This is a genomic window from Rhodococcus sp. MT28, from assembly GCF_058792695.1.
This window is the reverse complement of sequence record NZ_JBXAFD010000002.1, coordinates 202,828-225,400: the sequence shown is the minus strand read 5'-3', so window position 1 is coordinate 225,400 and position 22,573 is coordinate 202,828. Positions and strand designations below refer to the sequence as shown.

Genomic DNA, 22,573 nt, shown 5'->3' with positions numbered 1-22,573 from the left:
AAGGACTTCGATGAATATCGTTCGCGTATTCGACAGCAACGTCACCAAGACCCCGGACAAACCCTTCCTGATATTCGATGGTCACGATCACACGTACTCCCAGGTTCAGGACGGAAGTCGACGCGCCGCAGGCTATTTGAAGTCGCTGGGCGTGCAGCCGGGCGACCGCGTCGCGCTGATGTGTTACAACACTCCGGGATTCGTGTACGCGATGCTCGGTGCCTGGCGCTTGGGCGCCGTCGTGGTCCCCATCAACCACAAGATGCAGACTCCGGAAGTTGCCTACGTGCTGGGACACGCGAAGGTGTCGGTGTGCGTCTTCGACGGTGAGTTGGCGCCGGTTGTCGGTCGACTGGAGACAACGGCCAAGCTGATCAGCACGGACTCTGTCGCAGACGGTTTCGACTTCTTCGACGACGCCATCACCCGCCAGGACGGCGTTGACGGTATCGACATCGACGAGAACGATCCGGCCGAAATCCTCTACACCTCGGGGACTACCGGCTCGCCCAAGGGCTGCGTCCACAGCCACCGCAACGTCGTCGGTGTTGCCGTCACCGCGGCCGTCGCCGTGTCGACGACTCGGGACGAGCGACTGCTCATGGCCGTCCCGATCTGGCACGCTTCCCCGCTCAACAACTGGTTCATGTCCACGCTCTACATGGGCGGAACCGTCGTGCTGCTGCGCGAGTACCATCCCGTCAAATTCCTGGAAACAGTTCAGGAACAACGCATTACCCTCTGCTTCGGCCCGCCGGTCATCTACACCACTGCACTCAACCTCGTGCCGAACTTTGCCGACTACAACCTCGGAAGCGTTCGTGCGTGGTTGTACGGCGGGGGACCGATCGGCGCGGATGTCGCTCGGCGACTGGTGGAGTCGTACGGCACCACCGAATTCCGGCAGGTCTACGGCATGACCGAGACCGGGCCAGTGGGCACCGTGCTGTACCCCGAAGAGCAGTTGAGCAAGGCGGGCTCGATCGGCCGCGTCGCGCTGGCCGGCGTCGACCTGCGCCTGGTTGCCGATGACGGCACCGACGCGGAGCCCGATCAGATCGGTGAGATCTGGCTGCGCGCCGACACCGTCATGCAGGGGTACCTCGACGACCCCGCTGCCACGAAGGCTGCATTTGCCGACGGCGGTTGGTATCGCACCGGCGATCTGGCGCGCAAGGATGCGGACGGCTACCTCTTCATCGTCGACCGCGCGAAGGACATGATCATCACGGGCGGCGAGAACGTCTACTCCAAGGAGGTCGAGGACGTGATCTCCGGCCACCCGGACGTCGTCGACGTCGCCGTTGTCGGAAAACCCAACGAAGAATGGGGCGAGACCGTCGTCGCGCACGTCGTCTGGCGTGAACCGGATGTCATCAGCGCCGACGACATCAAGGACTACCTCTCGGACAAGTTGGCGCGCTACAAGATTCCGCGTGAAGTGGTGTTCGCGACGATTCTTCCGCGTACACCGACCGGCAAGATCCAGAAGCACCTCATCCGCGCAGCGAGCTGAAAGGCCTGTCATGACTGATATTTCCGAGAAGACCGTCACCCACCCGGCTCCGCATCGCACCCATGCAGTGCTCAACCAGTCGGTACCGCGCACGGACGTCAACGAGTTCCTGCTCGATACGGTCCTGGCCGAAGGCGTCGCGCGTCACGACGCCGATTGGGCCACCAGTGAACTCACCGATATCGGTGAACTGGTCGGCAGTGCCGGGTTCCAGCACGACGCCGAGCTGGCCAACACGGTGATCCCCGAATTGAAGACCTTCGATCGCTGGGGAAACCGCATCGACGAGGTCGAATACCATCCGTCGTATCACCGGATCATCTCTGCCGCCGTTGCGCACGGTGCTCACACCTCTGCCTGGGCTGACCCCAAGCCGGGTGCCAACGTGGCTCGGGCCGCGGCATTCATGCTGTTCTCCCAGGTCGAACCGGGCCACGCGTGCCCGATCTCCATGACGCACGCTGTGATCCCCTCGCTCGAGCTGCAACCGGACGTGGCCGCTCTCTGGACGCCGCGAGCCCTTTCTCGCAGCTACACCCCCGAGTTGGACGCTCCCGGAAAGGCATCCGCGATCTTCGGAATGTCGATGACGGAGAAGCAGGGTGGCTCCGACGTGCGAGCCAACACGACCATCGCCAAGCCTGCCGGACGTGGCGGCCCGGGTGCGGACTACCTCCTCACCGGACACAAGTGGTTCTGCTCCGCGCCGATGTCCGACGCCTTCCTGGTTCTCGCTCAGGCCGATGGTGCTGCCGGCGAGGGACTTTCCTGCTTCCTTCTCCCCCGCATCCTGCCCGACGGCACACGCAACGTCTTCCGTATCCAGCGTCTGAAGAACAAGCTGGGCAACAAGTCCAACGCGTCGTCCGAGATCGAACTCGACGGCACCGTCGGCACCATGATCGGCGAACCGGGTCGTGGCGTGCGGACCATCATCGAAATGGTGTCCCAGACGCGACTCGACTGCATCCTCGGCAGCACGGCAGGTATGCGTCAGTCGGTGGCCGAAGCGGTGTGGCATGCACGGCACCGCAGCGCTTTCGGTGCCGTCCTGGCAGATCAGCCCGCAATGACGTCGGTGCTCGCCGATCTGGCTCTCGAATCCGAAGCCGCGACCATCACCGCACTGCGATTGGCTCGTGCGCAGGACGAGGACGCGAATGAGCAGGAAAAGGCGTTCCGCCGACTCGCGACGGCTGTTGCGAAGTACTGGATCTGCAAGCGCGGCCCGCACCACTCCTACGAAGCCCTCGAGTGCCTGGGCGGCAACGGTTACACCGAGGACTTCCCGCTTGCCCGTCGCTACCGTGAGCAGCCCGTCATGGCCGTGTGGGAGGGGTCGGGCAACGTCATCGCGCTCGACGTCCTGCGCGCGATGACCCGTGAACCCGACTCCGTTGCCGCCTTCGACCACGAGATCAACCTCGCCCGCGGCAACAACCCGGTCCTCGATCAGCACCTCGATCGGGTACGACGCCAACTCGGTGAGCTCGCCACGATGGCACCTGCCGACGCTCAACTCCGCGCTCGGACCGTCGTCGAGGCTATGGCGTTGGCACTGCAGGCTTCGCTCATGGTGCGCCACTCCCCGGCCGCCTCGTCCGATGCGTTCATTGCCGCTCGCCTCGGCGCCGACCGTGGTCACGAGTACGGAACTCTGCCTGTGGGAACAGATTTCGCCGGAATTCTCGCGAGAGCCTAAGGCTGTTCCCTCAGTACCCTGGTGACGGTGTGTACTGCCGGCGTCGGATTGTTCGGTCGCCATGCCATCGCGATTTTCAGCGTGGGCGTGGCCCCGGCGATCGGCAGGTACACGACCCCGTCCATGGACAGATGCGCCGTCGACTCCACGACGACGGCGATCCCGACCCCCGCTCCGACCATGGCCAACAGGCTGTACGGATCGGGGGCTTCGTGCGCGACGGTGGGCGTGAAACCTGCTGTGGCGCAAACGGACAACGTCGCATCGCGGACCACCGAGCCGTGCTCGGCGGGATACATCACGAATCGCTCGGTTGCCAGGTCTTCCGGTGACACCGAGTCCCGGGTACTGAGGTGATGCCTGGCAGGAACCGCGACCATCAAGGTTTCCTCCCGCACCGTGTGAGTCTCGAATCCGCGCGGAATGGGCAGGCCGACTATGCCCATGTCCAGTGCTCCGCGTCGGAGAGCGTCGAGCACCTCACCCGAGTACATCTGCGGCCGTAGTTCCAGTTCGATTCCCGGATGGGAGTCGGCCAAGGACCGTGTGAGGGCCGACAGGACGGTGTAGCCGCCTGTTCCGCCGAAACCCACTGTGACACGGCCCGTCTCGCCAGTCGACGCGGCCGATGCGATTTCTCTTACCACGGCGATCTGCGCTTCGATGATCCGTGCGGGCGTGACCAAGGCTTCGCCGGCGGCTGTCAGTTGCACTGATCTGGTGGTCCGGACGAACAGGTCGGTGCCCAGTTCACGCTCGAGAGCCCGAATGGTCTGGCTGAGCGGGGACTGCCCGATGTGGAGTCGCTCGGCGGCCCGGCCGAAATGAAGTTCGTCGGCGACTGCGAGAAACGCGCGCAGTTGACGCAGTTCCACGTCGCTCCTCCCGGGTTTCATTATGTGGTTCTCCCACATAAATAAGTCGAACTAAGTCTTGGACTCTACATGGATTTCGGACGATAGTGATTCACGCCTCACATTGCATCCCTTGGTGATGCCCGACGCGAGAATCAGGGAGAACCGTGGATCAACACCCAGGTCAAGACACCAATCCGCCTGAATGCAACACCAAACAGGCACGCAAGGCCGGAATCACGGCGTTTGTCGGAACGACTATCGAGTGGTTCGACTTCTACATCTACGGAACCGCATCCGCCTTGGTGCTCGGCCCGCTGTTCTTCCCTGATGCGTCGCCGGCGGTGGGAACACTCGCAGCCTTCGCGACTTTTGCCGTGGGATTCGTGGCGCGTCCGGTCGGCGGAGTGGTGTTCGGTCATTTCGGAGACAAGTTCGGTCGCAAGAACGCCGTGATCATCACCCTCGCGCTCATGGGGTTGGGAACCGTCGGTGTCGGCCTCCTCCCTACGTACTCCCAGATCGGGATCTGGGCACCGATACTGCTTGTGGCACTGCGTGTTCTCCAGGGCATTGCCATGGGCGGCGAATGGGGTGGCGCCGTATTGATCGCCACCGAGTTCGCTCCCCCGAAGAAAAAGGTGCTCTACGGCGCGTTTGCGCAGCAGGGTTCACCGGTCGGCAACCTGCTCGCGACGCTGGCCTTCCTCGGCCTGACGTTGATGTCGGATTCCGTGTTCGAGTCGTGGGGTTGGCGTCTGCCGTTCCTCGGATCCGCAGCTTTGGTGATCGTCGCTCTCTACATCCGGTTGCACATCTCCGAGACACCCGAGATGAAGAAGGCTGTTGCGGCACAGGAGCGTACACGGATGCCGCTGGTCGAAGTGTTGCGGTCGCATCCCGTCGAACTTGCTCTCGGCGTCGGCGCTGTGGTTGCCGGTGTTGCCATCACGTACGTCAAGACAACCTTTGCGCTCTCTTGGGCGACAACGGATCTCGGCTTCGAGCGTAGTGACTTCCTCCTCGTGATCACCGTGGCACTGGTAGCCCAGGCGCTCGTACAGCCTTTCGGTGCTGTGCTGGCCACGCGGATCGATCCGTCGAAAGCGGTCCGTTGGATGCTGCTTCCGGAGATCGTGCTCCTACCACTGATGTTCGTGCTGGTTCAGACGGGCTCCGTGCCCTTGGCGATTCTGGGGATGGTCCTCGCGACGGCGCCTCACGCAATGTATTACGCCGCGTTGGCCGGCATCCTGGCGCAGGTTTTCCCCACCAATGTTCGGTATACCGGCATCTCTCTGTCGTACCAATTGTCGACCGCCGTATTTGCCGGAACGGCCCCGATGGTCAGCCAGTATCTGCTGACGCGAACCAACTCGATCTGGCCGGTCGTAGCTCTAGGGCTCGTGTATGTCGTTCTCTCCCTTGTCTGTATGACTGCTTTGTTGCGCAGGAGTGCGCTGCATGCGCAAGCGCCCGGGCCGGAGTCGACGAGCTCCTCGAACATGACCGATGCTTCCACCCTGAAAGGCGTTGACCACTGATGAACTTTGCACACACCGACCCCGCTCTGACAGCGGTAGTGGACAGATGGACCGCCGGGGCGGACCGAGAGACGTTGAACGGATTGCTCGACCGACTGGGCCGAGATGCCGCCGGCCGTTTGTCCGAGCTTGCCGACATCGCAGACAAGAACCCGCCGGTGCTGCAGCAATTCGACAAGGCCGGTGACCGCGTCGACCGGATTTCCTATCACCCGGCCTACCTGGAACTGTGCCGGGCGGCGTACAACGAGTACGGCCTGTCCGCCATGTCGCACCGAAAAGGGTTGCACGGATGGGACTCCGTGCATCCGCCACTCGCGAAGTATCTCGCGTCGTACATCTTCGTGCAGGCAGAGTTCGGGCTGGCCTGCCCGGTGTCGATGACAGATGCTGCTGCGCGGACCCTGCGTATGTTCGGTGATCCGGCCGTGTTCTCGCCCTGGATCGACGCGTTGACGTCGACGGACCCCGGGCAGGCGAAGACGGGTGCGATGTTCATGACCGAGATTCAGGCAGGCACCGACATCGCCTGCACCGAAACACGCGCCGAGCGCGACGGTGACGGATGGGTTCTGACGGGCAAGAAGTGGTTCGCCTCCAACCCGGATGCCGATGTGATCATCACCCTCGCAAGATTCCCGGGCGGACAGGATGGTTCGACGCGTGGAGTCGGAATGTTCATGGTGCCCAAGACCTTGGGATCCGGCGAGCGCAACAACCTCACGATCGATCGTCTCAAGGACAAGCTGGGTACGCGTTCCATGCCGAGCGGCGAGGTGACGCTGAACCGCGCGCACGCACTCCAGGTCGGCGAACTCGATCGAGGATTCCGCCAGATGGCGGAGATGGTCAACACGTCTCGCCTGTCCAATGCGATGCGTTCGAGCGCTCTCATGCGCCGAGCAGTCCGCGAAGCCGTCGAACATTCGAAGAGTCGAGTCGTGTTCGGTAAGAAGCTCTTCGACCAGCCGCTGATGCGGGCGACGCTTCTTCCCCTTGCACTCGATGCCGAGGCTTCGCTGGCCCTGGTCGCGTACAGCGCACAGTGTCTTCAGGCAGCAGACGGCGGCGACGAACAGGCGCGCGCACTGATCAGGGTGCTGACACCGATCGCCAAACACTTTGTCTGCAAACGCGCGCGGGTGGTCACCGGCGAGGCCATGGAGGTGCGCGGAGGAAACGGCTACATCGAGGAATGGGCCAACGCGCGACTAGTGCGGGATGCCCACTTGGGCTCGATCTGGGAGGGCTCGAGCAATGTCATTGCGCTGGACGTACTTCGGTGCCTACGCAAGTTCAACTCGCACCGCACGGTCGCGGAAGCGATGACGGACATCTTGTCCACCGTCGGACCGGATTGCGAAGCCGGGGCCGGAGTTCTGTTGCGGCGCTGGGAGGAACTGGTAGAGGAAGGAGATCGTCTGATCTCCGGATCTGACGATGCCGCCCAGGCCGCCAGCGCAAAGTATGCCGACGAGCTCGCTCGTGCCGTCATGGCGACCCTGCTTTTCGATCTTGCGGATCACGGCATCCGACACGGTAATGGGTACCGGTCACTGCTGGTGGCGAATTCCTACCTGGCCGGTCTTGTGGGGAAGGTGCCGTCGGCTGCGCTCGGCAATCTCGACGTGATCACCGACGGCGGTGACGTCGAGGTGGATAATGCACGTGACGTCGTAGCCGAGTTCCTCTCTGTAGCAGGTGGTCATCGGTGAACTCTCCAACAGGCCCCACACCCCTCGCCGGTGTCCGTGTTCTGGATCTGTCGAAGATCCTTGCCGGGCCGTACGCAACCATGTCGCTTGCCGATCTCGGTGCCGACGTCACCAAGATCGAACACCCTGAAGGCGGCGACCCCACGCGTTCGTGGGGGCCTCCCTTCGTCGGGGTAGATGCCGCCTACTACCTCGCGATCAACCGCGGTAAGAAGTCGGTCACGATCGACCTCAAGTCCACCGAAGGGCAGGAGATCATCCACCGCATGCTCGAAGAGACCGATGTAGTCGTGGAGAACTTCAAGCCGGGGAGCGGATTACAGAAGATATTCGACTACCAGGCACTGTCCGAGCGATACCCGCATCTGATCACCCTGCACATCTCTGCCTTCGGTGAAGAAGGACCGCTGCGCGACGAACCGGGGTACGACATGATCGCGCAGGCCGCGGGTGGGCTCATGTCGCTCACCGGTGAACAGGGTGGTGCTCCGATGAAATCCGGGTTTGCGTTGGGAGACTTGGGCGCAGCGCTTTTCGGACTGGTCGGTGTCCTGGCCGCGTTGGTCGAACGAGGCCGGACCGGACGCGGACAGTACGTGACCACGTCGCTGTACGAGTGCCAACTCGCGATGCACGTGAACTGGGCGACCAGTTACTTCGCCACCGGTGAGCGCCCGACTGCGTTGGGCTCCGGTCATCCGAATCTTGCTCCGTATCAAGCATTTCCTGCCAGCGACGGGTACTTCGTCGTCGCTGTCGGCAACGACGCGATGTGGGCGTCGCTGTGCGAGGCCATCGGAAGGAGTGAACTGGTCACCGATCCGCGTTTTGCCCACAACCGCGACAGGGTGGAGAACCGCGAGAGTCTGGAACGAGAACTCACCAGCGCCTTCGCATCGGAGACCGTCGAACACTGGTGCGCTCTTCTCGCCGAACGCGCCGTACCGGTCTCACCGATCCGGCATCTCGACGAGATCTACTCCGATCCCCACACCGCCGCGCTCGGCATGGTCGGAACCGTCGACCATCCGACGCTCGGACCGTTGAAGCAAGTGGCCTTTCCGGTCAACTTCTCCGGCCAGAGGCCACGTCTGACGTCGGCGCCGCCCGTTCTCGGCGCCGACAACGACGAAGTCCTTGGTACCGCTCAGGCCAGCCCGCTCAACGCAGGCGGCGTGTTGTCGTCGCGCCAACCGATGGCCTCGGCAAGCGTCGTGAGGTCGTAGTCCGGTCCGCTGACGCCGACGGTGAAGAGTGAGACACCGTCGGCGACCAGGTCGGCTGCATTTTCGAGCCCAGGCCACGGAACCGAGTGCTCTACTTCCAGCGGGTTCCGGCCCACGTCGGCGCAGTGGTCGGAGAGGATGTCTGACTTGCGCAGGTGTGTCTCACGGTCGCCGAAGCTGTGCCAGACGTCGGCGTACTCGGCGACCAAGCGCAGGGTCTTCTTCTCGCCGCCACCGCCGATGAGGACCGGGATGTTGCGCGTCGGCGGCGGGTTGCCCTTCGCCAGGCGGCCCGTGATGCGGGGGAGGTATTCGCCAAGCAGTTTCAGCCGTGAACCGGGAGTGCCGAAGTCGTATCCGAACTGGTCGTAGTCCTTCTCGAACCAGCCGGCACCGATACCGAGGATCAGGCGCCCACCGCTGATGTGGTCGACGGTTCGCGCCATGTCGGCGAGTAGATCCGGATTGCGGTAGCCACCACCGGTGACCAGGGCGCCGATTTCGACGCGTTCGGTCTGCTCGGCCCAGGCGCCGAGCATGGTCCAGCATTCGAAGTGGGCGCCGTCGGGATCGCCGGTCAACGGGTAGAAGTGGTCCCAGTTGAAGACGATGTCCACCCCGGCGTCCTCGGACCGCAAGACGGCGTCGCGTATCAACCCGTAATCGGGTGCGTGCTGGGGTTGGAGTTGAACACCGATGCGTACCGGACGAGTCATGCCACGCTCCTGACGAGAGGAATGGTTGTCTTCTCCCATCATGGCCGGGTGTGCGCGGTACCGCTACCGCCGCAGGGTCGGCGAAACGATCACGCGCCGACAGCTTCGTGTACTCCCAACTCTTCGAGGAGTCGAGTGCGCAGCGCGGCGTATCCCGGCTGTGAGGGACTGCGCGGCTTCACGAACGACACGGTCTCGAGAATGCTGACCCGGCCGTCTCGCAGCACCGCAATACGATCGGCCAACAGGATTGCCTCGTCGATGTCGTGAGTCACCAGAAGGACCGCGGGGCGATGTTTGCGGCACAGCTCCGCAACCAATGCCTGCATGCGGAGACGCGTAAGCGCATCGAGTGCAGCAAAAGGTTCGTCCAGCAGAAGAAGCCGCGGGTTACGTACCAGTGCTCGTGCCAGGGCCACGCGCTGGGCTTCACCACCGGACAGGGTCGTGGGCCAAGCACGTTCACGCCCGGCGAGCGACACTTCTGCCAGCGCGGCCGCGGCCGCTTCGCGGTTCTTCCGGGTGGAGCGTTGTCCGAGGATGACGTTGTCCTGGACTCGCTTCGACGCAATCAAACGAGGCTCTTGGAAGACGACGGTCCGGGCTTCCGGTGCACGGACCTCACCGGCATCGAAATCCTCGAGTCCTGCAAGGATCCGCAGAAAGGTCGTCTTGCCGCTACCACTGGCTCCGAGAAGTGCCACGAACTCCCCCGGTCTCACGTCGAGTGAGAAACCGTCCAGAATTGTCCGATCGCCGAAGGTCTTCACGACGTCGACAGCATGGACACCCGAATCCGTATGTTGGACGGTCATGCGCTCTTCCCCCACTGCTTGTAGGGCATCAGGATTCGCTCGATACCCCGAACGAGGAGGTCGACCGACAACCCCCAGATTGCGTAGATGATGACGACGACCACGAGGACGTCGGTCTGGAAGTATTGCTGCGCAGAAGTCATGAGAAATCCCAGACCCTTTGGTGCATTACTTAATTCGGCGACGATGAGTGCGAGAAGTGACACCGACAACGAGACCCTCAATCCGACGAGCACCGAAGGAATCATTTCCGGCAGAATCACCTGACGAATCAGTCCGAGACCCCGTAGTCCGAACACACGTCCGGCCTCGATGACCTTGCGGTCTACATTGCGGACTCCACTGTGAGTGTTGATGTACAGCGGAAACAGTGCTGCGGCCGCGATGATGATGATTTTGGGACGCTCGTCTATGCCGAACCACAGAATCAACAGCGGTGTGATCGCAAGAAACGGGATCGTGCGGAGCATCTGGAGCGTGGGGTCCACAAGCTTGTCGGCGAGAGCGAACAATCCTGACGCAATACCGAGCGAGAGTCCGAGGGCACCGCCGATGGTAAACCCGATGGCTACCCGCGCAAGTGAGACCGAAAGGTTCTCCCACAGAACACCAGTCGTCACGAGTTCGACAAACGCCGACCACACGGACCAGGGAGACGGGAAGACCTTTTCGTCGATTCGGCCCGTCGCTGATCCGAGTGCCCACACGGTGACTAATGCGACCGGAACACTCGCGCGAAGCGCAGTATCGGAGAGCCGGCTTCGTCGACGCTTGGCAGTGCGAGGCGCGATTCTGTCTGCATCCGAGCCTGCCGCTGCCGCTGCAGGTAACTGGGGTGCCTCGACGCTCACGAGACAGCCCAGGTCGTGACGTCGAATGCGTTGGGGGCCTTTCCGGACTTGACCAAGAAGTCGAGAGTCGAACGGACGGTGTTCAATCCGTCAGGGTCGACAGGCTCACTCTGAAAGTTCCAAAGCGTTGCTTCCTTGACAACGTCCACCGGTGATCCCGTTGCGTCGAAAACGAACTGTGCGTAGGCGTCGTGATCGGCATCGATCGCCTTGTCGCCTGCTTGAATGACTTCCCAAACAGCCTTGCCCAGATCGGGATTCGAGTTCAGCGTATCCCGCGACGTCAGCGCCACGCTGGTCGCGAGGAGATCCGGGTCGTCGACGCTGGCCTTGGACAGGACAGGAAAGTCGATTTGTTTCCTCCAGATGCCGGCTGTCGTGGCCGGAAGGGGCACGGCGTCGATGTCACCACGTTGCAGAGCGGGGAGTGCATCGGCAAAGAGCAGATTGACCAACTCCACCTTGTCCGCGACACCGGCTCGTTCGAGGACCGCCCGGCCGTACTTGTCGAAGTTCGACCCGAACTGCAGTCCTACCTTCTTGCCTGCCAAGTCTTCGATCTTGGATACTCCGCCCTCACGGCCGAGGAACCAGATATCCGACGACGGTTTGTCGATCACGAGGGCCGGCACGTCGATTCCGCTGGCCTTGGCCTGAACCGCGGGGGTATCCCCGATCAATCCCACCTGCACGTCACCGGTCTGCAGCGCCTGCACCACCGGAGGGCCGTTGTTGAAGCCCACGAAGGCTTTGTACTCGAAGCCGTACTTCTCGAGGATGGGTTGCGCCAGGCCTTCGTGCACGGCGTACCCGAACGAGGTGGTGTCGGTAGGACTCTTGCCTGCAGCCCCGTTCCAGGGCGCCCCGACCGTCAGTGGGACAAGGTCTTTCGAACTGCTGTCGGAAGCCGCGGAGGTGGACGAGCATGCCGCTGTCGTCGCGAAAAGCGCAATTGTGAGTAGGGCTGTCAAGCCTTTGGCGCGAGATCGGGTTTTCATGGTGTTCTCCTGGCGTTCTGGGCGAGCTGGTGATAGTCGGCTGTGGATTGGGTCGGACGAGGGGACGATTTGCGCCATCCGACCCGTTCGCGGTACATCCCGAGCAGGTTCTGCCCGATCAGATGCTCCTCGTCGCGTAGTTCGGAGTCCTGAGGCTCAGGAGTACGCGACGGTGAGACGAAGATGGCGTCGGCGGGGCAGTACGCCTCACACTGGAAACATGTCTGACAGTCCGAATGCCGCGCGATCGCGGGTGGTGAATCCGCTACGGCTTCGAAGACGTTCATCGGACAGATGCGGACGCAGATGTCACACGTCGTGCACCGGTCGATGCTGATCAACTCGATCATGATGCACTTCCCTGCTGAGCCAATGCACTGCCGACGCGGGGCAACTCGGTATCGGGGGCAACCCAGATGTCGTTCAAGCCGCCACTGAGCAAGCGATGGGTTTGGTCCACGTCGGTGGCGGGAAAGTCGATGCGAGTATGCATGCCGCGAGTTTCGGTCCGTACCAAGGCCGAACGAACCGCCCAGCGGCTCATCGCGAGCATCCCGGCCGCTTCGCGTTGCGCGATAGCCTCTGTTCCGGCGGTTGTGTGGTCGAGGTCGCGAGATGCGCTCTCCCAGAGACGATCAAGTCGAGTAGCCGAATCGATCAACCCGCCGTTGCTTCGGAACACGGACTTGTCGATCGGGAGCATCTCGGACTGAATGGCGCGAACAGAGCCGCGTACGTCGTCGAAACCTCGATCTCTCACACCGAGCGTTCCTGACGATCGAGTGTCGGATAGGTCTGTCGCTCTTCGGCTATCGGAGAAGGACGCGGCTGCTCGTCCCGCCCAGGTGCCGGTCGCAATGGCCCACGACAGGTTGGGGCCACCCGCTCCGGTGGCTGCGCCGACGATGCGATCCCGTGCGGCGATGTCTCCAGCGGCGTAGAGTCCGGAAACTCCGGTGGACGCGTCATGGTCGAGGATATGTATCCCACCGGTGCCTCGGACCGTTCCTTCTTGAACCCAGTCCATCGGGAAGCGTTCGTTGAACGGATCGACCCCCAACTTGTCCGTGACCATGAAGAAATTGGGCATGGCGGCTCGCAATGCCGGTTGCACTTCCTCGCCGAACTGTGTGAACTGTGCGGTGATCGTGCCCCTCAGCGATGCGCCGAGAAGCTCTGCGCGGCTTTGATGTAAATCGTGATAGTGAATCGGTTCACCGAGATGATCCCAGTACGAGGCAGTGACGAAGAATCCATTCTTGTCCATGCTGGTTCCGAACGGCACCATTCCGTAGAAATTGGAGAACTCCATGCTCGAGAGGTGCGCGCCCACCTCCGCGGCCATCAGATGCCCGTCTCCGGTATTGACGTCTCCGCCGAGGGAATGGCTCTTCCACGTCGTTCCGCCGGTTGCCAGGATCACCGCACCGGCATCGACACGCCACGGCCGTTTCACTTGGCGCTGGTAACCCGTTGCACCGGACACCGTCCCACCGGCATCTACGAGAAGTTCCAGTGCCGGACTGTGATCGAGTACGAGTACACCGGACTTCTTCACCTTCCCCCGAAGGAATCGAAGGTAGTCCGGAGCTGCACCGGAGAACGATCGCTCACCGGGGCGGGCGCCGAAAAGTGTTCCGGAACCGCGCGGCTTCGTACTGGGTTTGTAACCCCATTCGGGAATGAGAGCGGTTCGCGCCCAAGCCTCGTCGAGTACCGCTTCAGTCCAGATGCGATCGGTGATGTATCCACCTGAGCGTTCACGCTTCGAAATCTCCTCGTCGCGGCGCTCGGCCACCGGCGGCACGAGCCAATGGCCGACTCCTGCAGTGGCGGCGACTCCGCTGGCACCGACATAGCCTTTGTCCACCAACGTGACGGCCGCGCCGGATTCGGCGGCGGCGACGGCCGCCCACGTAGCGGCCGGACCCCCGCCGACGACGAGGACGTCAGTCGACACGAGAAGGTTTTCGACGTCGTCAGTGGCCACGTGCCCGCGAAAACGTGGGAGTGAGCGCGCCATGACAGCGCACCTCCGATCTGGAATGCGTTGGGAGAGAGAAGTACGAGATGTTCGCTCTAGCTACACGACGGTGAGAGGGAGGCCTCGAGGCGTTCGAGTCGGTCGGTGATCTTTGCCAATTCCGTGAGGATTCCGGCTTGCCCGGCCGGTGCGTACCGATTGGCGTGTGCAACGCCGACCTCGATCAACCCCAAGGCTTGATGGGTGGTTACTTGGAAGAAACCGAGCTGATCCAAGACTTCCGCCGCGTATCCCGTTGTCGCGTTGGCCAACGCCCACACAAGATTTGCTCCGTTGACGATGGAATTGCCGACGAGTTGCGCGTCGGTCACAGCCGCTTCGAGGATGGCTCTCGCCTCGGGGCCGAACGTCACGTCGTTGTCGTCGAGTGGGGTACCGTCGGGCACCACAAGGTCGAGAGTCTTCTGGATCGACGTCCGTGTCAGGCCGAGGTGGTCGAGGCCTCGCAATATCAGGTTCTCTTCCTCGTCTAGCAGCGCCTGCAACAAGTGTTCGGAATCGACTGTCCGTGAGCCTTTTCCAGCAGCTGCCGCGGGTGCCAGAGAAATTACCGACGCAAGATGTGGGCTGAAGGGTAGATCGGTGTCGATATGCTCGGTGATACGCACGGCAGAATCAGGAATTTCGCGATCGAGTGTTCCGCGGAGTGCCATCTGGCAGATTGCCGAGACAGGCAGTCCGCGTGCGCGTACAGCAGCAGCGAGGTCATCCGGGAGATAGATGTTGACCTTCGGCATCGATTCTTCCTCTTCTACCTGATCTCGACCGCTTGACCTGCACTGATGTGCATAACCCCATATAACCCCCACGGATGGTGTCGGGCAATCGTCGGTGCCGTTGTTCCGGCAGGAAAGCCCAGTTCAGGGGTTTGGTTCAGGCTGGTCCGAATCTGGTCGCGTGCGCACGGTCTGCCCACAGCAGACAAGCGGGGCCGCGGCACTGCCGCGCCGGTAGGAATGGATTCATGACTACTGAAGCTCCCACCGATACCGGCTACCGTGACCTGTTGACAGACAGGCTCTTCCGACAGCGAACCATTCTGCTCACCGGCGAGGTCAACGACGCCATGGCCGAACGTGTGTGTTCGGAACTGGTGCTCCTCGCCACCACCGACCCCAAGCGCGACGTCGTGCTCTACATCAATTCACCTGGCGGATCGGTGTTTGCCGGCCTGGCCATCTACGACACGATGAAGCTCATCCCCAATGACGTCGTGACGGTCGCGATGGGCTTCGCGGCCAGCATGGGCCAGGTGCTCCTCTGCTCCGGCACCCACGGCAAGCGAATCAGCCTGGCGCACAGCCGCATCATGATGCACCAACCTTCGGCAGGTATCGGTGGCACTGCGGTGGACATTGCGATCCAGGCCGAGAGCCTCGAGCTGATGAAGCGTCAATCGCAGGAAATCCTCGCCGTCGAAACGGGCCGGACCGTCGAAGAGATCGAGACCGACAGCGATCGGGATCGCTGGTTCACCGCCGAGCAGGCGCGCGAGTACGGAATCGTCGACCGCGTCGTTACGTCCTTCGCCGAGATCGCACCGCAAGCCACCTTCCCCAAGATCGGATTGTGACGTCATGTCCCAGTACACGATTCCCAGCGTCATCGAGCGAACACCAACGGGTGAGCGATCTTTCGACATCTTCAGCAGGCTGCTCAACGAACGCATCGTCTTTCTCGGCACAGAGATCGACGACGGCGTTGCCAACGTCGTGATGGCTCAGATGCTGCATCTGCAAGCCGACAACCCGGATCGCGAAATCGGTTTGTACATAAACTCTCCCGGCGGTTCCACCACGGCGATGCTCGCGATCTACGACACCATGCAGTTCTTGAAGCCGACGATTTCGACGTACTGCATGGGTCAAGCGGCTTCGGCTGCTGCGGTGCTTCTCGCCGCCGGCACTCCGGGCCATCGGCATGTTCTCGCCCATTCGCGGGTGCTGCTGCATCAACCGTCGACGCAAGGTAGCGGCACCATCTCGGACCTCGCACTTCAAGCAGCCGAGATCCTGAGAATCCGGGAGCAGACCGAGGCGATTCTGAGTAAGCACACCGGTCAGAGCGTCGAGCGATTGCGTAAGGACACCGATCGCGACAGGATCTTCACTGCCGACGACGCAATTTCCTACGGGCTGGCCGACACCCTCATCGAAGGGAACTGACTAGGCCGCCATCAGGACGGGACCCGAGATCGGTGAGGGAGAGTGCCCGAAGGTGAGGGAGTTGAGTGCAACGATCCTGTTGCCCGCTCGGAACAGTAGATGCTCGAGCGGCATCCCGAGCGCTTCGCAGATTGCGCGCAGAATTTCCGACGACGGTTCCTTCTTGCCCCGTTCGATCTCGGAGAGGTATTGCTTCGACATCCCGACCTTTGCGGCTACGTCGTCGAGAGTTCGGTCCTGATCGCATCGAACCTCCCGCAGCACTCGTCCGTAGGCTTCACGAATCAGCGGGGGTTTGCGCACGGCAACAGTCGGATCGGGGAGTTCCGACTCACCCTTGACCAGGACCAGTCTGCGCGGCGCATCCATAGGCCGAGTATTCCAGCCGACCGGTACGGACACCACCGGGTTCGCCGAGGGCTGACATCTAGTCCGTTCGAACACCACCGGCAAGGAACATCGCTCGAAGAACGAAGGCCGCCTCGGGCCCGATGATCTCGCCGACAAGGCTCGTGTAGCGGTCGACGAACTTGGGCCCGTGGGAAGCCTCGTCGGAGGCGGGGTCGCCGAGGTGGTGCGCAAGTTCGTGCAAGACAACGAATTCGCGTAGCGCCCACCGGCCGTCACGGTCGTCCGGGACGGCGATGACGTCGTTCGAGTAGTGAGCGGCGGCATTGCCGCCGCGGGAGCGTACGGACACCGGAATGGTTGCGCGAGTCCAGGTCTCCCGTACCCAATTCAGCCCGAGTAGCTGATCGCAGTACGCCTGGACCGACTCCACGGAACCGAATTTGCGCTCGACCGGCAAGGTGATGGTGGAACCCATGACCTCGACGCTCCGAAGTCCGCGCTGGTCGGCGCGATCGAACATGGTGCGCACCAACGTCTCTGCCTCGTAGACGGCGCTCCGCTGCGTATCCCTCACGAGTCGAGCTGCCCGCGCACCCCGCCGATCTCCGGAAGGTTCCCCAGACGTGCGGAGCGCGCAGCCCGATCACCCGCTCGTCGAGCATGCGAGGAATGCCCGGCGCTTGCGCGGCCGCCGCCCCGCCACGTCCCACGCGCTTTGGAGTTGGACGAGTAGTAGTCCTTCAGCTCGATTTCCTTGTTACGCAGCACGAGTGCGGTTTCGGAAGACGACGTGGCAGATTCTGCGATCGCGGTCTTCTCCGTCTCCTGCTTCGTCTCGGCCAACCGAGCGCCGATGCGGGACGCGTACGCCATCTGGAAGTTCAGGCGCGCCGTCACTCCGGCGACCGGCTTGCGGACCTGCGTGCTGACGCGTCGTCGTCCACGAGTTTCGACGACGGTCCGCACGGACGTTTCGCCGCGGTACGCCCCGGAACGCACGTACGCGTCGGAGTCACGCACCATCTGGAAGAGCAGGCTCGAATACAGGGCCTCGCACACGTCGATGTCGCCGGCGAAGCCGTAGGCGTAGATGACGGCCGACGTCTGCGCGATGTCGCATTGCACGTCGTTGGCAGCGGCGATGGCGATGAACAACTGGGCGTACGTTCGCAGTCCGCGCTTGCCCGGTTCGCCGATGGTGATGAGCCGTTGAGTGGGCGTCGCACGCTTTTCCGAAGACGCGGTGTGCGCACGCGCGACCGCCAGGTCGATCGCGGAACTGGTGGCCAACCGCTGAGCGGCAGCCATGAAGGCTTCACCTTCGTGTGGATTGTCGGTGGACTCCGCTTGGCGAAGCAGCGCACCGATGCGGGTCAGCATCTTCTCCGAACTCACCGTGAAAGACTACGCTCGCGCGCCGACACGGACGTTTATGCTGCTAGCGCACACGCTCACCCTCGACTTGGATCGTCCGGCACGTTCCTGCCGGTAGAAGGGATCAACCCCGTCATGGCTTCAGTGACTTTCGAGAGCACCACCTGCCTGTTCCCCGGATCGAACACTCCGGCAGTGGACAAGCTCGACCTCGAGATCGAGGACGGCGAGTTCCTCGTCCTCGTCGGACCCTCCGGCTGCGGAAAGTCGACCACCCTGCGCATGCTCGCCGGGCTCGAAGACGTCCACAGCGGACGCATCCTCATCGGCGACCGCGACGTCACCGGTCAGGAGCCGAAAGAGCGCGACATCGCGATGGTCTTCCAGAACTACGCGCTGTACCCGCACATGTCGGTGGCCGAGAACATGGGTTTTGCGCTCAAGCTCGCCGGAACCAACAAGACGGAGATCCGCGCCCGCGTCGAAGAGGTCGCGAAGATGCTCGATCTCGAGCCGTACCTCGATCGCAAGCCCAAAGCGCTGTCCGGTGGCCAGCGTCAGCGAGTGGCGATGGGCCGCGCCATCGTCCGCCAGCCGCAGGTCTTCCTGATGGACGAGCCGCTCTCGAACCTCGACGCAAAACTCCGTGTGCAGACACGTACGCAGATCGCTCAGCTGCAACGACGCCTCGCGACGACGATGGTTTACGTGACCCACGACCAGGTCGAGGCCATGACGATGGGTGACCGCGTCGCCGTCCTCGAAAAGGGAATCCTGCAGCAGTGCGCCTCGCCGCGCGAGCTGTACAACAAGCCGAAGAACGTCTTCGTCGCCGGCTTCATGGGTTCACCCGCGATGAACCTCTTCACCCTCCCCGTCGTCGACGGCGGCGTCGCATTCGGTGACGGGATCGTTCCGGTTCCGCGCGAGACGATGAACGGCGTCGTCGAAACCGAGGTTGTTCTGGGTATTCGCCCCGAGCACCTCGAGATCGCCGCCGAAGGCCTGCCGATGGAGGTCGACGTCGTCGAGGAACTGGGCTCGGACGCCTACGTCTACGGCCGGACCACGATCGGCGGACGGTTGCAGCAGATCGTCTCGCGTGGTGACTGGCGCAATCCGCCGCAGAAGGGCGAGCGCGTCAACCTGCGCGTCGACCCCGAGAAGGTGCACATTTTTGCCACCACCGACGGGCGTCGCCTGGGTTAGGTGGACCTGTCAAACGACACATGACCGATTCAGGTTCGGCGTAATACCCACAAGTAGGGGTGTCTCGTGCCACAGTAGGGGCCGATGCCGGGAGCCGGCACTCATGGCGCATGCCGTGAGCAGGCTCTCGGTGACCGTCTATTTGTCATACACATACGGGGAGCGAATCCATGGTTCTGAACTCGAAGGCGATGCGCCGCGCTGCAATTGCAGCCACGGCAGCGTCCATGCTGGTACTGGCAGGCTGTTCGTCCGATTCGGACAAGGACAGCGGAACCAGCACCACGGCCGCATCCGGGGGATCGTCCTCGAGCGAAGGCCGCGGACCCATCACGATCGTCGAGGGGCAGGATGCCCTGAACGAGGCGCTCGAAAACATCATCTCCGACTGGAATGCCGAGCATCCGGACGAGAAGGTCACGCTCAAGCCGCTGGCGAAGGAAGCCAACGCGCAGGTCGACGACATCACCCAGCGCATGCAGGCCAAGAGCGACGAGTACGACCTCATCGGCGTCGACGTCGTCAACACCGCCCAGTTCGCCGCAAACGGTTGGCTGCTGCCGCTCGAGGGTGACCTCGCGATCGACGAGTCCGGCCTCCTGCCGTCGACCGTCGCTTCGGGCACCTACAACGGCAAGCTCTACGCAGCGCCGAAGAACACCAACGCAGCGTTCCTGTACTACCGCAAGGACCTCGTCGAGAAGGCCCCCACCACGTGGGCCGAGCTCAAGGAAAACTGCCCGAAGGCTGTCGAAGCCGGCATCTCCTGCTACATCGGTCAGTTCAAGAACTACGAGGGCCTGACGGTCAACACCACCGAGATCACCAACGCCTTCGACGGACCGTGGGTCGGCCCGGACGGACTCACCCCGGCCATCGACGACAAGACGAAGGCAGGCGTTCAGTCGATCGTCGACAACTTCGCCGACAACACGATCCCGCAGGAAGCGCTGACCTACTCCGAGGGCGAGTCGCAGACCGCGTTCGGCGACGGCAAGGCACTCTTCATGCGTACGTGGTCCGGCTTCTCGGTCGACGGTGAGAAGACCTCGGTTGCCGGCAAGTACGGCTACACCGTTCTTCCGGGTGTCGACGGACCGGGCGCTTCGACCGTCGGCGGCTACAACGTCGGCATCAGCGCGTACTCGGACGCACCCGCCACGGCTCGTGACTTCCTCGAGTTCATGCAGACCAAGAAGTCGCAGACGTACTTCACCGAGGTCGGCGGCGCACCCGTCCTCTCGGCTGTCTACGACGATCCGGCAGTGCTCGCTCAGTTCCCGTACTTCGCGACCCTGAAGGAAGCACTCGCCACCGCTCAGCCGCGCCCCGTCACGCCGTACTACACGCAGGTGTCGAAGTCGATCTCCGACAACACCTACGCTGCTATTCGCGGCGAGAAGACCGTCGAGCAGGCTTTGGCGGACACCAAGGCCGGCATCGAAACCGCCGGTAACTGATCTACCAGGAGCAATAAGCAATGGCAGAACCGCAGGATCCTTCCGCGGCTGTGCCTACCAACCCCACGGTCGGGGCCGGTTCAACCGGTCCCGACCGTTCGGGCGTTGGTGGGAGACACCGTGCACCGGAACCGCTAGAAGAGCCGTCGGCATCCGAGGCAGCAGGGACATCCCTGACCAAGGTTCTGCCTGACCTTGCAGCTACTCCACCCCCGCCGACCTCGCCCCCGCCTGCGTCGGCGGACAAGCCGAAGAAGCGTCGACGAGTTCCGGTGTGGGCGTTCGTCGCACCGTCGCTGATCGTTCTCGCCGTCATCATTCTGTATCCGCTCGGACGAGCGATCTGGATGTCGATGCACAGCGACGGCAAGAAGCTCGATCCCGAGACCGGCATGTTCGTCACCGGTCAGTTCACGTGGTTCGACAACTACAAGAACTGGATCACCCAGTCCTGCAACACCGCCAACGGCTCGATTCCCTGCCCGCCCGGCACACTCGGATCGCAGTTCTGGCAGTCGATCGGAAATACGTTCGGCTTCACCGTCGTCACCGTCCTGCTCGAGACGGTGATCGGTCTGTCGATGGCGTTGATCATGGCCAAGACGTTCCGCGGACGCGGTTTGCTCCGCGCTTCCGTGCTGATTCCCTGGGCCATCCCCACCGCCGTCACCGCGAAGCTCTGGTTCTTCATCTTCGCCAACGACGGCATTGCCAACAAGATCCTCGGCACCAACATCCTGTGGACGGCGGACCCCTGGCCGGCGCGATTCGCGATCGTCGTCGCCGACGTCTGGAAGACCGCGCCGTTCATGGCGTTGCTGATCCTCGCGGGTCTTCAGATGATTCCCGCCGACGTCTACGAGGCCGCCAAGGTCGACGGTGCGACGGCGTGGCAGCGGTTCCGCATGATCACGCTTCCGCTGGTCAAGCCCGCACTCATGGTGGCGGTGCTCTTCCGCACGATGGACGCGCTGCGCATGTACGACCTGCCCGCGATCATGATGGGATCCAATCCCGCCACCTCCACCATCTCGGTTCTGGTGGTCGATCAGATGCGCGTCGGCGCCAATTCGGCGTCGGCACTGTCCACCATCACGTTCCTCATCATCTTCGCTGTGGCCTTCATCCTGGTCCGATTCCTCGGAGCCAATGCGGTCAGCACGCAGGAAAAGCAGCGGAAGGGGGAGCCGGTATGAACAAGGCACTACGCGGCAAGATCGGCACCTACATCGGCGTCGTACTGATCATCGTGTGGGGACTCGCTCCCTGCTACTGGATGATCGTGACGGCGCTGCGCGACCCCGCGGACACGTTCTCGACGTCGCTGTGGCCCACCAATCTCACGCTGTCCAACTTCACCGCGGCGCTCGATCCCGATGCCAAGGTGAACTTCACCCGTGCACTGATGAACAGCCTCATCATCGCGGGCGCGACCACGCTGATCGCCTTGGTCATCGGCGTGTTCACGGCGTACGCGCTCTCGCGTTTCGATTTCCGTGGCAAATACTTCGTCACCGGAATCATCCTCGGCGCGTCCATGTTTCCGGTCGTCGCCCTCGTGACCCCGCTGTTCCAGTTGTTCACCGACATCGGCTGGATCGGCAGCTACAAAGCGCTGATCATCCCGAACATCTCGTTCGTGCTGCCGCTGACGGTCTACACGCTGACGTCGTTCTTCTCCGAACTTCCGTGGGAGCTCGAGGAGGCGGCGCGTATCGACGGCGCCACCCGTGGCCAGGCCTTCCGTCTGATCATGCTTCCGCTCGCCGCGCCGGCACTGTTCACCACCGCGATCCTCGCCTTCATCGCAACGGTCAACGAGTACCTGCTCTCGCTCCAACTCTCGAGTGACAAGACCGCACCCGTCACCGTGGCGATGGCCAAGTTCTCCGGAACGGACCCATTCGTCACGCCGTACACCTCGATCATGGCCGGCGGAACCCTCGTGATGGTCCCGCTGGTCATCATGGTTCTCATCTTCCAGCGACGCATCATCGCCGGTCTGACCGCAGGCGGCGTCAAGTCGTGATGCG

At 62.7% G+C, this 22,573-nt stretch carries 22 protein-coding genes; 11 read left to right on the top strand and 11 right to left on the bottom strand.

What is annotated here, in order from left to right:
- Positions 1-10: 10 nt before the first annotated feature.
- Complete coding sequence (locus AC1Q6C_RS09360) at positions 11-1,516, top strand: class I adenylate-forming enzyme family protein (RefSeq protein ID WP_492666545.1); 1,506 nt, start codon at positions 11-13, stop codon at positions 1,514-1,516.
- A gap of 10 nt (positions 1,517-1,526) precedes the next feature.
- Positions 1,527-3,218 carry an acyl-CoA dehydrogenase family protein gene (locus tag AC1Q6C_RS09355; RefSeq protein WP_492666544.1) on the top strand — a complete coding sequence of 564 codons (1,692 nt, stop codon included), beginning with the start codon at positions 1,527-1,529 and terminating at the stop codon, positions 3,216-3,218.
- Here AC1Q6C_RS09355 and AC1Q6C_RS09350 read toward each other — a convergent pair.
- A complete protein-coding gene (locus AC1Q6C_RS09350) occupies positions 3,215-4,093 on the bottom strand; it encodes a LysR family transcriptional regulator (RefSeq protein ID WP_492666543.1) in 879 nt (292 codons plus the stop codon). The two genes, AC1Q6C_RS09355 and AC1Q6C_RS09350, sit on opposite strands and share 4 nt — an antisense overlap.
- A 146-nt stretch (positions 4,094-4,239) precedes the next feature.
- Here AC1Q6C_RS09350 and AC1Q6C_RS09345 point away from each other — a divergent pair, with 146 nt between their 5' ends.
- From AC1Q6C_RS09345 to AC1Q6C_RS09335, 3 genes are read left to right on the top strand one after another with little or no spacing between them, the layout of a single operon-like run.
- On the top strand, positions 4,240-5,616 hold the full coding sequence (locus AC1Q6C_RS09345; protein ID WP_492666542.1) for an MFS transporter: 1,377 nt from the start codon (positions 4,240-4,242) through the stop codon (positions 5,614-5,616).
- The gene (locus tag AC1Q6C_RS09340) at positions 5,616-7,331 is read left to right on the top strand and encodes an acyl-CoA dehydrogenase family protein (RefSeq protein WP_073513543.1); all 1,716 of its coding nucleotides are present in this window, start codon (positions 5,616-5,618) and stop codon (positions 7,329-7,331) included. Before AC1Q6C_RS09345 ends, AC1Q6C_RS09340 begins: the two co-directional genes overlap by 1 nt.
- Positions 7,328-8,557 carry a CaiB/BaiF CoA transferase family protein gene (locus tag AC1Q6C_RS09335; RefSeq protein WP_065351658.1) on the top strand — a complete coding sequence of 410 codons (1,230 nt, stop codon included), beginning with the start codon at positions 7,328-7,330 and terminating at the stop codon, positions 8,555-8,557. The genes AC1Q6C_RS09340 and AC1Q6C_RS09335 overlap by 4 nt, the downstream gene beginning before the upstream one ends.
- On the opposite strand, the gene AC1Q6C_RS09330 is transcribed toward AC1Q6C_RS09335, so the two are convergent.
- The 7 genes from AC1Q6C_RS09330 to AC1Q6C_RS09300 form a co-directional block, all read right to left on the bottom strand.
- Positions 8,479-9,273, bottom strand: a complete 795-nt coding sequence (locus AC1Q6C_RS09330; protein WP_030537640.1) for an LLM class F420-dependent oxidoreductase — start codon at positions 9,271-9,273, stop codon at positions 8,479-8,481. The two genes, AC1Q6C_RS09335 and AC1Q6C_RS09330, sit on opposite strands and share 79 nt — an antisense overlap.
- A gap of 89 nt (positions 9,274-9,362) precedes the next feature.
- Complete coding sequence (locus AC1Q6C_RS09325) at positions 9,363-10,088, bottom strand: ABC transporter ATP-binding protein (RefSeq protein ID WP_003946013.1); 726 nt, start codon at positions 10,086-10,088, stop codon at positions 9,363-9,365.
- Positions 10,085-10,939, bottom strand: coding sequence for an ABC transporter permease (locus tag AC1Q6C_RS09320; protein WP_210377859.1), 855 nt, complete (start codon positions 10,937-10,939; stop codon positions 10,085-10,087). Before AC1Q6C_RS09320 ends, AC1Q6C_RS09325 begins: the two co-directional genes overlap by 4 nt.
- Positions 10,936-11,937 (bottom strand): ABC transporter substrate-binding protein, encoded by a 1,002-nt coding sequence (locus tag AC1Q6C_RS09315; RefSeq protein ID WP_054831701.1) that lies wholly within the window; start codon positions 11,935-11,937, stop codon positions 10,936-10,938. The genes AC1Q6C_RS09320 and AC1Q6C_RS09315 overlap by 4 nt, the downstream gene beginning before the upstream one ends.
- A complete protein-coding gene (locus AC1Q6C_RS09310; RefSeq protein WP_003946006.1) occupies positions 11,934-12,287 on the bottom strand; it encodes a 4Fe-4S dicluster domain-containing protein in 354 nt (117 codons plus the stop codon). Before AC1Q6C_RS09310 ends, AC1Q6C_RS09315 begins: the two co-directional genes overlap by 4 nt.
- Positions 12,284-13,960, bottom strand: a complete 1,677-nt coding sequence (locus tag AC1Q6C_RS09305) for an FAD-binding protein (protein ID WP_210377858.1) — start codon at positions 13,958-13,960, stop codon at positions 12,284-12,286. The genes AC1Q6C_RS09310 and AC1Q6C_RS09305 overlap by 4 nt, the downstream gene beginning before the upstream one ends.
- A gap of 56 nt (positions 13,961-14,016) precedes the next feature.
- A complete protein-coding gene (locus AC1Q6C_RS09300; RefSeq protein ID WP_003946017.1) occupies positions 14,017-14,718 on the bottom strand; it encodes a Clp protease N-terminal domain-containing protein in 702 nt (233 codons plus the stop codon).
- Between the two features lie 227 nt (positions 14,719-14,945).
- On the opposite strand from AC1Q6C_RS09300, the gene AC1Q6C_RS09295 reads away from it, so the two are divergent.
- Positions 14,946-15,554: a ClpP family protease gene (locus AC1Q6C_RS09295; protein WP_058039333.1), complete on the top strand. Its 609-nt coding sequence runs from the start codon at positions 14,946-14,948 to the stop codon at positions 15,552-15,554.
- Between the two features lie 4 nt (positions 15,555-15,558).
- Positions 15,559-16,146, top strand: a complete 588-nt coding sequence (locus AC1Q6C_RS09290; RefSeq protein WP_003945993.1) for an ATP-dependent Clp protease proteolytic subunit — start codon at positions 15,559-15,561, stop codon at positions 16,144-16,146.
- Here AC1Q6C_RS09290 and AC1Q6C_RS09285 read toward each other — a convergent pair whose 3' ends face one another.
- The 3 genes from AC1Q6C_RS09285 to AC1Q6C_RS09275 are packed head-to-tail and all read right to left on the bottom strand — an operon-like array spanning position 16,147 to position 17,892.
- Positions 16,147-16,515 (bottom strand): helix-turn-helix domain-containing protein, encoded by a 369-nt coding sequence (locus AC1Q6C_RS09285; RefSeq protein ID WP_118605725.1) that lies wholly within the window; start codon positions 16,513-16,515, stop codon positions 16,147-16,149. It abuts the gene before it with no gap.
- Positions 16,516-16,573: 58 nt separating this feature from the next.
- On the bottom strand, positions 16,574-17,071 hold the full coding sequence (locus tag AC1Q6C_RS09280; RefSeq protein WP_118605728.1) for a TIGR04338 family metallohydrolase: 498 nt from the start codon (positions 17,069-17,071) through the stop codon (positions 16,574-16,576).
- Entirely contained in the window at positions 17,068-17,892 is an 825-nt protein-coding gene (locus tag AC1Q6C_RS09275; RefSeq protein ID WP_030537724.1) for a DUF2786 domain-containing protein, read from the bottom strand. The genes AC1Q6C_RS09280 and AC1Q6C_RS09275 overlap by 4 nt, the downstream gene beginning before the upstream one ends.
- Positions 17,893-18,006: 114 nt before the next feature.
- Here AC1Q6C_RS09275 and AC1Q6C_RS09270 point away from each other — a divergent pair, with 114 nt between their 5' ends.
- The 4 genes from AC1Q6C_RS09270 to AC1Q6C_RS09255 all read left to right on the top strand — a co-directional run bounded on the left by AC1Q6C_RS09270 (position 18,007) and on the right by AC1Q6C_RS09255 (position 22,569).
- On the top strand, positions 18,007-19,080 hold the full coding sequence (locus AC1Q6C_RS09270) for an ABC transporter ATP-binding protein (protein ID WP_003946073.1): 1,074 nt from the start codon (positions 18,007-18,009) through the stop codon (positions 19,078-19,080).
- A gap of 170 nt (positions 19,081-19,250) precedes the next feature.
- Complete coding sequence (locus AC1Q6C_RS09265) at positions 19,251-20,540, top strand: ABC transporter substrate-binding protein (RefSeq protein WP_007735225.1); 1,290 nt, start codon at positions 19,251-19,253, stop codon at positions 20,538-20,540.
- A gap of 20 nt (positions 20,541-20,560) precedes the next feature.
- Complete coding sequence (locus AC1Q6C_RS09260) at positions 20,561-21,736, top strand: carbohydrate ABC transporter permease (protein ID WP_007735224.1); 1,176 nt, start codon at positions 20,561-20,563, stop codon at positions 21,734-21,736.
- The gene (locus tag AC1Q6C_RS09255; protein WP_003946046.1) at positions 21,733-22,569 is read left to right on the top strand and encodes a carbohydrate ABC transporter permease; all 837 of its coding nucleotides are present in this window, start codon (positions 21,733-21,735) and stop codon (positions 22,567-22,569) included. Before AC1Q6C_RS09260 ends, AC1Q6C_RS09255 begins: the two co-directional genes overlap by 4 nt.
- Positions 22,570-22,573 lie beyond the last annotated feature (4 nt).

Bases quoted from the DNA above. Each gene is read 5' to 3' on its own strand.
- AC1Q6C_RS09360 (WP_492666545.1), top strand. From the start codon at position 11: ATGAATATCGTTCGCGTATTCGACAGCAACGTCACCAAGACCCCGGAC.
- AC1Q6C_RS09355 (WP_492666544.1), top strand. From the start codon at position 1,527: ATGACTGATATTTCCGAGAAGACCGTCACCCACCCGGCTCCGCATCGC.
- AC1Q6C_RS09340 (WP_073513543.1), top strand. From the start codon at position 5,616: ATGAACTTTGCACACACCGACCCCGCTCTGACAGCGGTAGTGGACAGA.
- AC1Q6C_RS09330 (WP_030537640.1), bottom strand. From the start codon at position 9,273: ATGACTCGTCCGGTACGCATCGGTGTTCAACTCCAACCCCAGCACGCA.
- AC1Q6C_RS09325 (WP_003946013.1), bottom strand. From the start codon at position 10,088: ATGACCGTCCAACATACGGATTCGGGTGTCCATGCTGTCGACGTCGTG.
- AC1Q6C_RS09315 (WP_054831701.1), bottom strand. From the start codon at position 11,937: ATGAAAACCCGATCTCGCGCCAAAGGCTTGACAGCCCTACTCACAATT.
- AC1Q6C_RS09310 (WP_003946006.1), bottom strand. From the start codon at position 12,287: ATGATCGAGTTGATCAGCATCGACCGGTGCACGACGTGTGACATCTGC.
- AC1Q6C_RS09305 (WP_210377858.1), bottom strand. From the start codon at position 13,960: ATGGCGCGCTCACTCCCACGTTTTCGCGGGCACGTGGCCACTGACGAC.
- AC1Q6C_RS09300 (WP_003946017.1), bottom strand. From the start codon at position 14,718: ATGCCGAAGGTCAACATCTATCTCCCGGATGACCTCGCTGCTGCTGTA.
- AC1Q6C_RS09295 (WP_058039333.1), top strand. From the start codon at position 14,946: ATGACTACTGAAGCTCCCACCGATACCGGCTACCGTGACCTGTTGACA.
- AC1Q6C_RS09290 (WP_003945993.1), top strand. From the start codon at position 15,559: ATGTCCCAGTACACGATTCCCAGCGTCATCGAGCGAACACCAACGGGT.
- AC1Q6C_RS09285 (WP_118605725.1), bottom strand. From the start codon at position 16,515: ATGGATGCGCCGCGCAGACTGGTCCTGGTCAAGGGTGAGTCGGAACTC.
- AC1Q6C_RS09270 (WP_003946073.1), top strand. From the start codon at position 18,007: ATGGCTTCAGTGACTTTCGAGAGCACCACCTGCCTGTTCCCCGGATCG.
- AC1Q6C_RS09265 (WP_007735225.1), top strand. From the start codon at position 19,251: ATGGTTCTGAACTCGAAGGCGATGCGCCGCGCTGCAATTGCAGCCACG.
- AC1Q6C_RS09260 (WP_007735224.1), top strand. From the start codon at position 20,561: ATGGCAGAACCGCAGGATCCTTCCGCGGCTGTGCCTACCAACCCCACG.
- AC1Q6C_RS09255 (WP_003946046.1), top strand. From the start codon at position 21,733: ATGAACAAGGCACTACGCGGCAAGATCGGCACCTACATCGGCGTCGTA.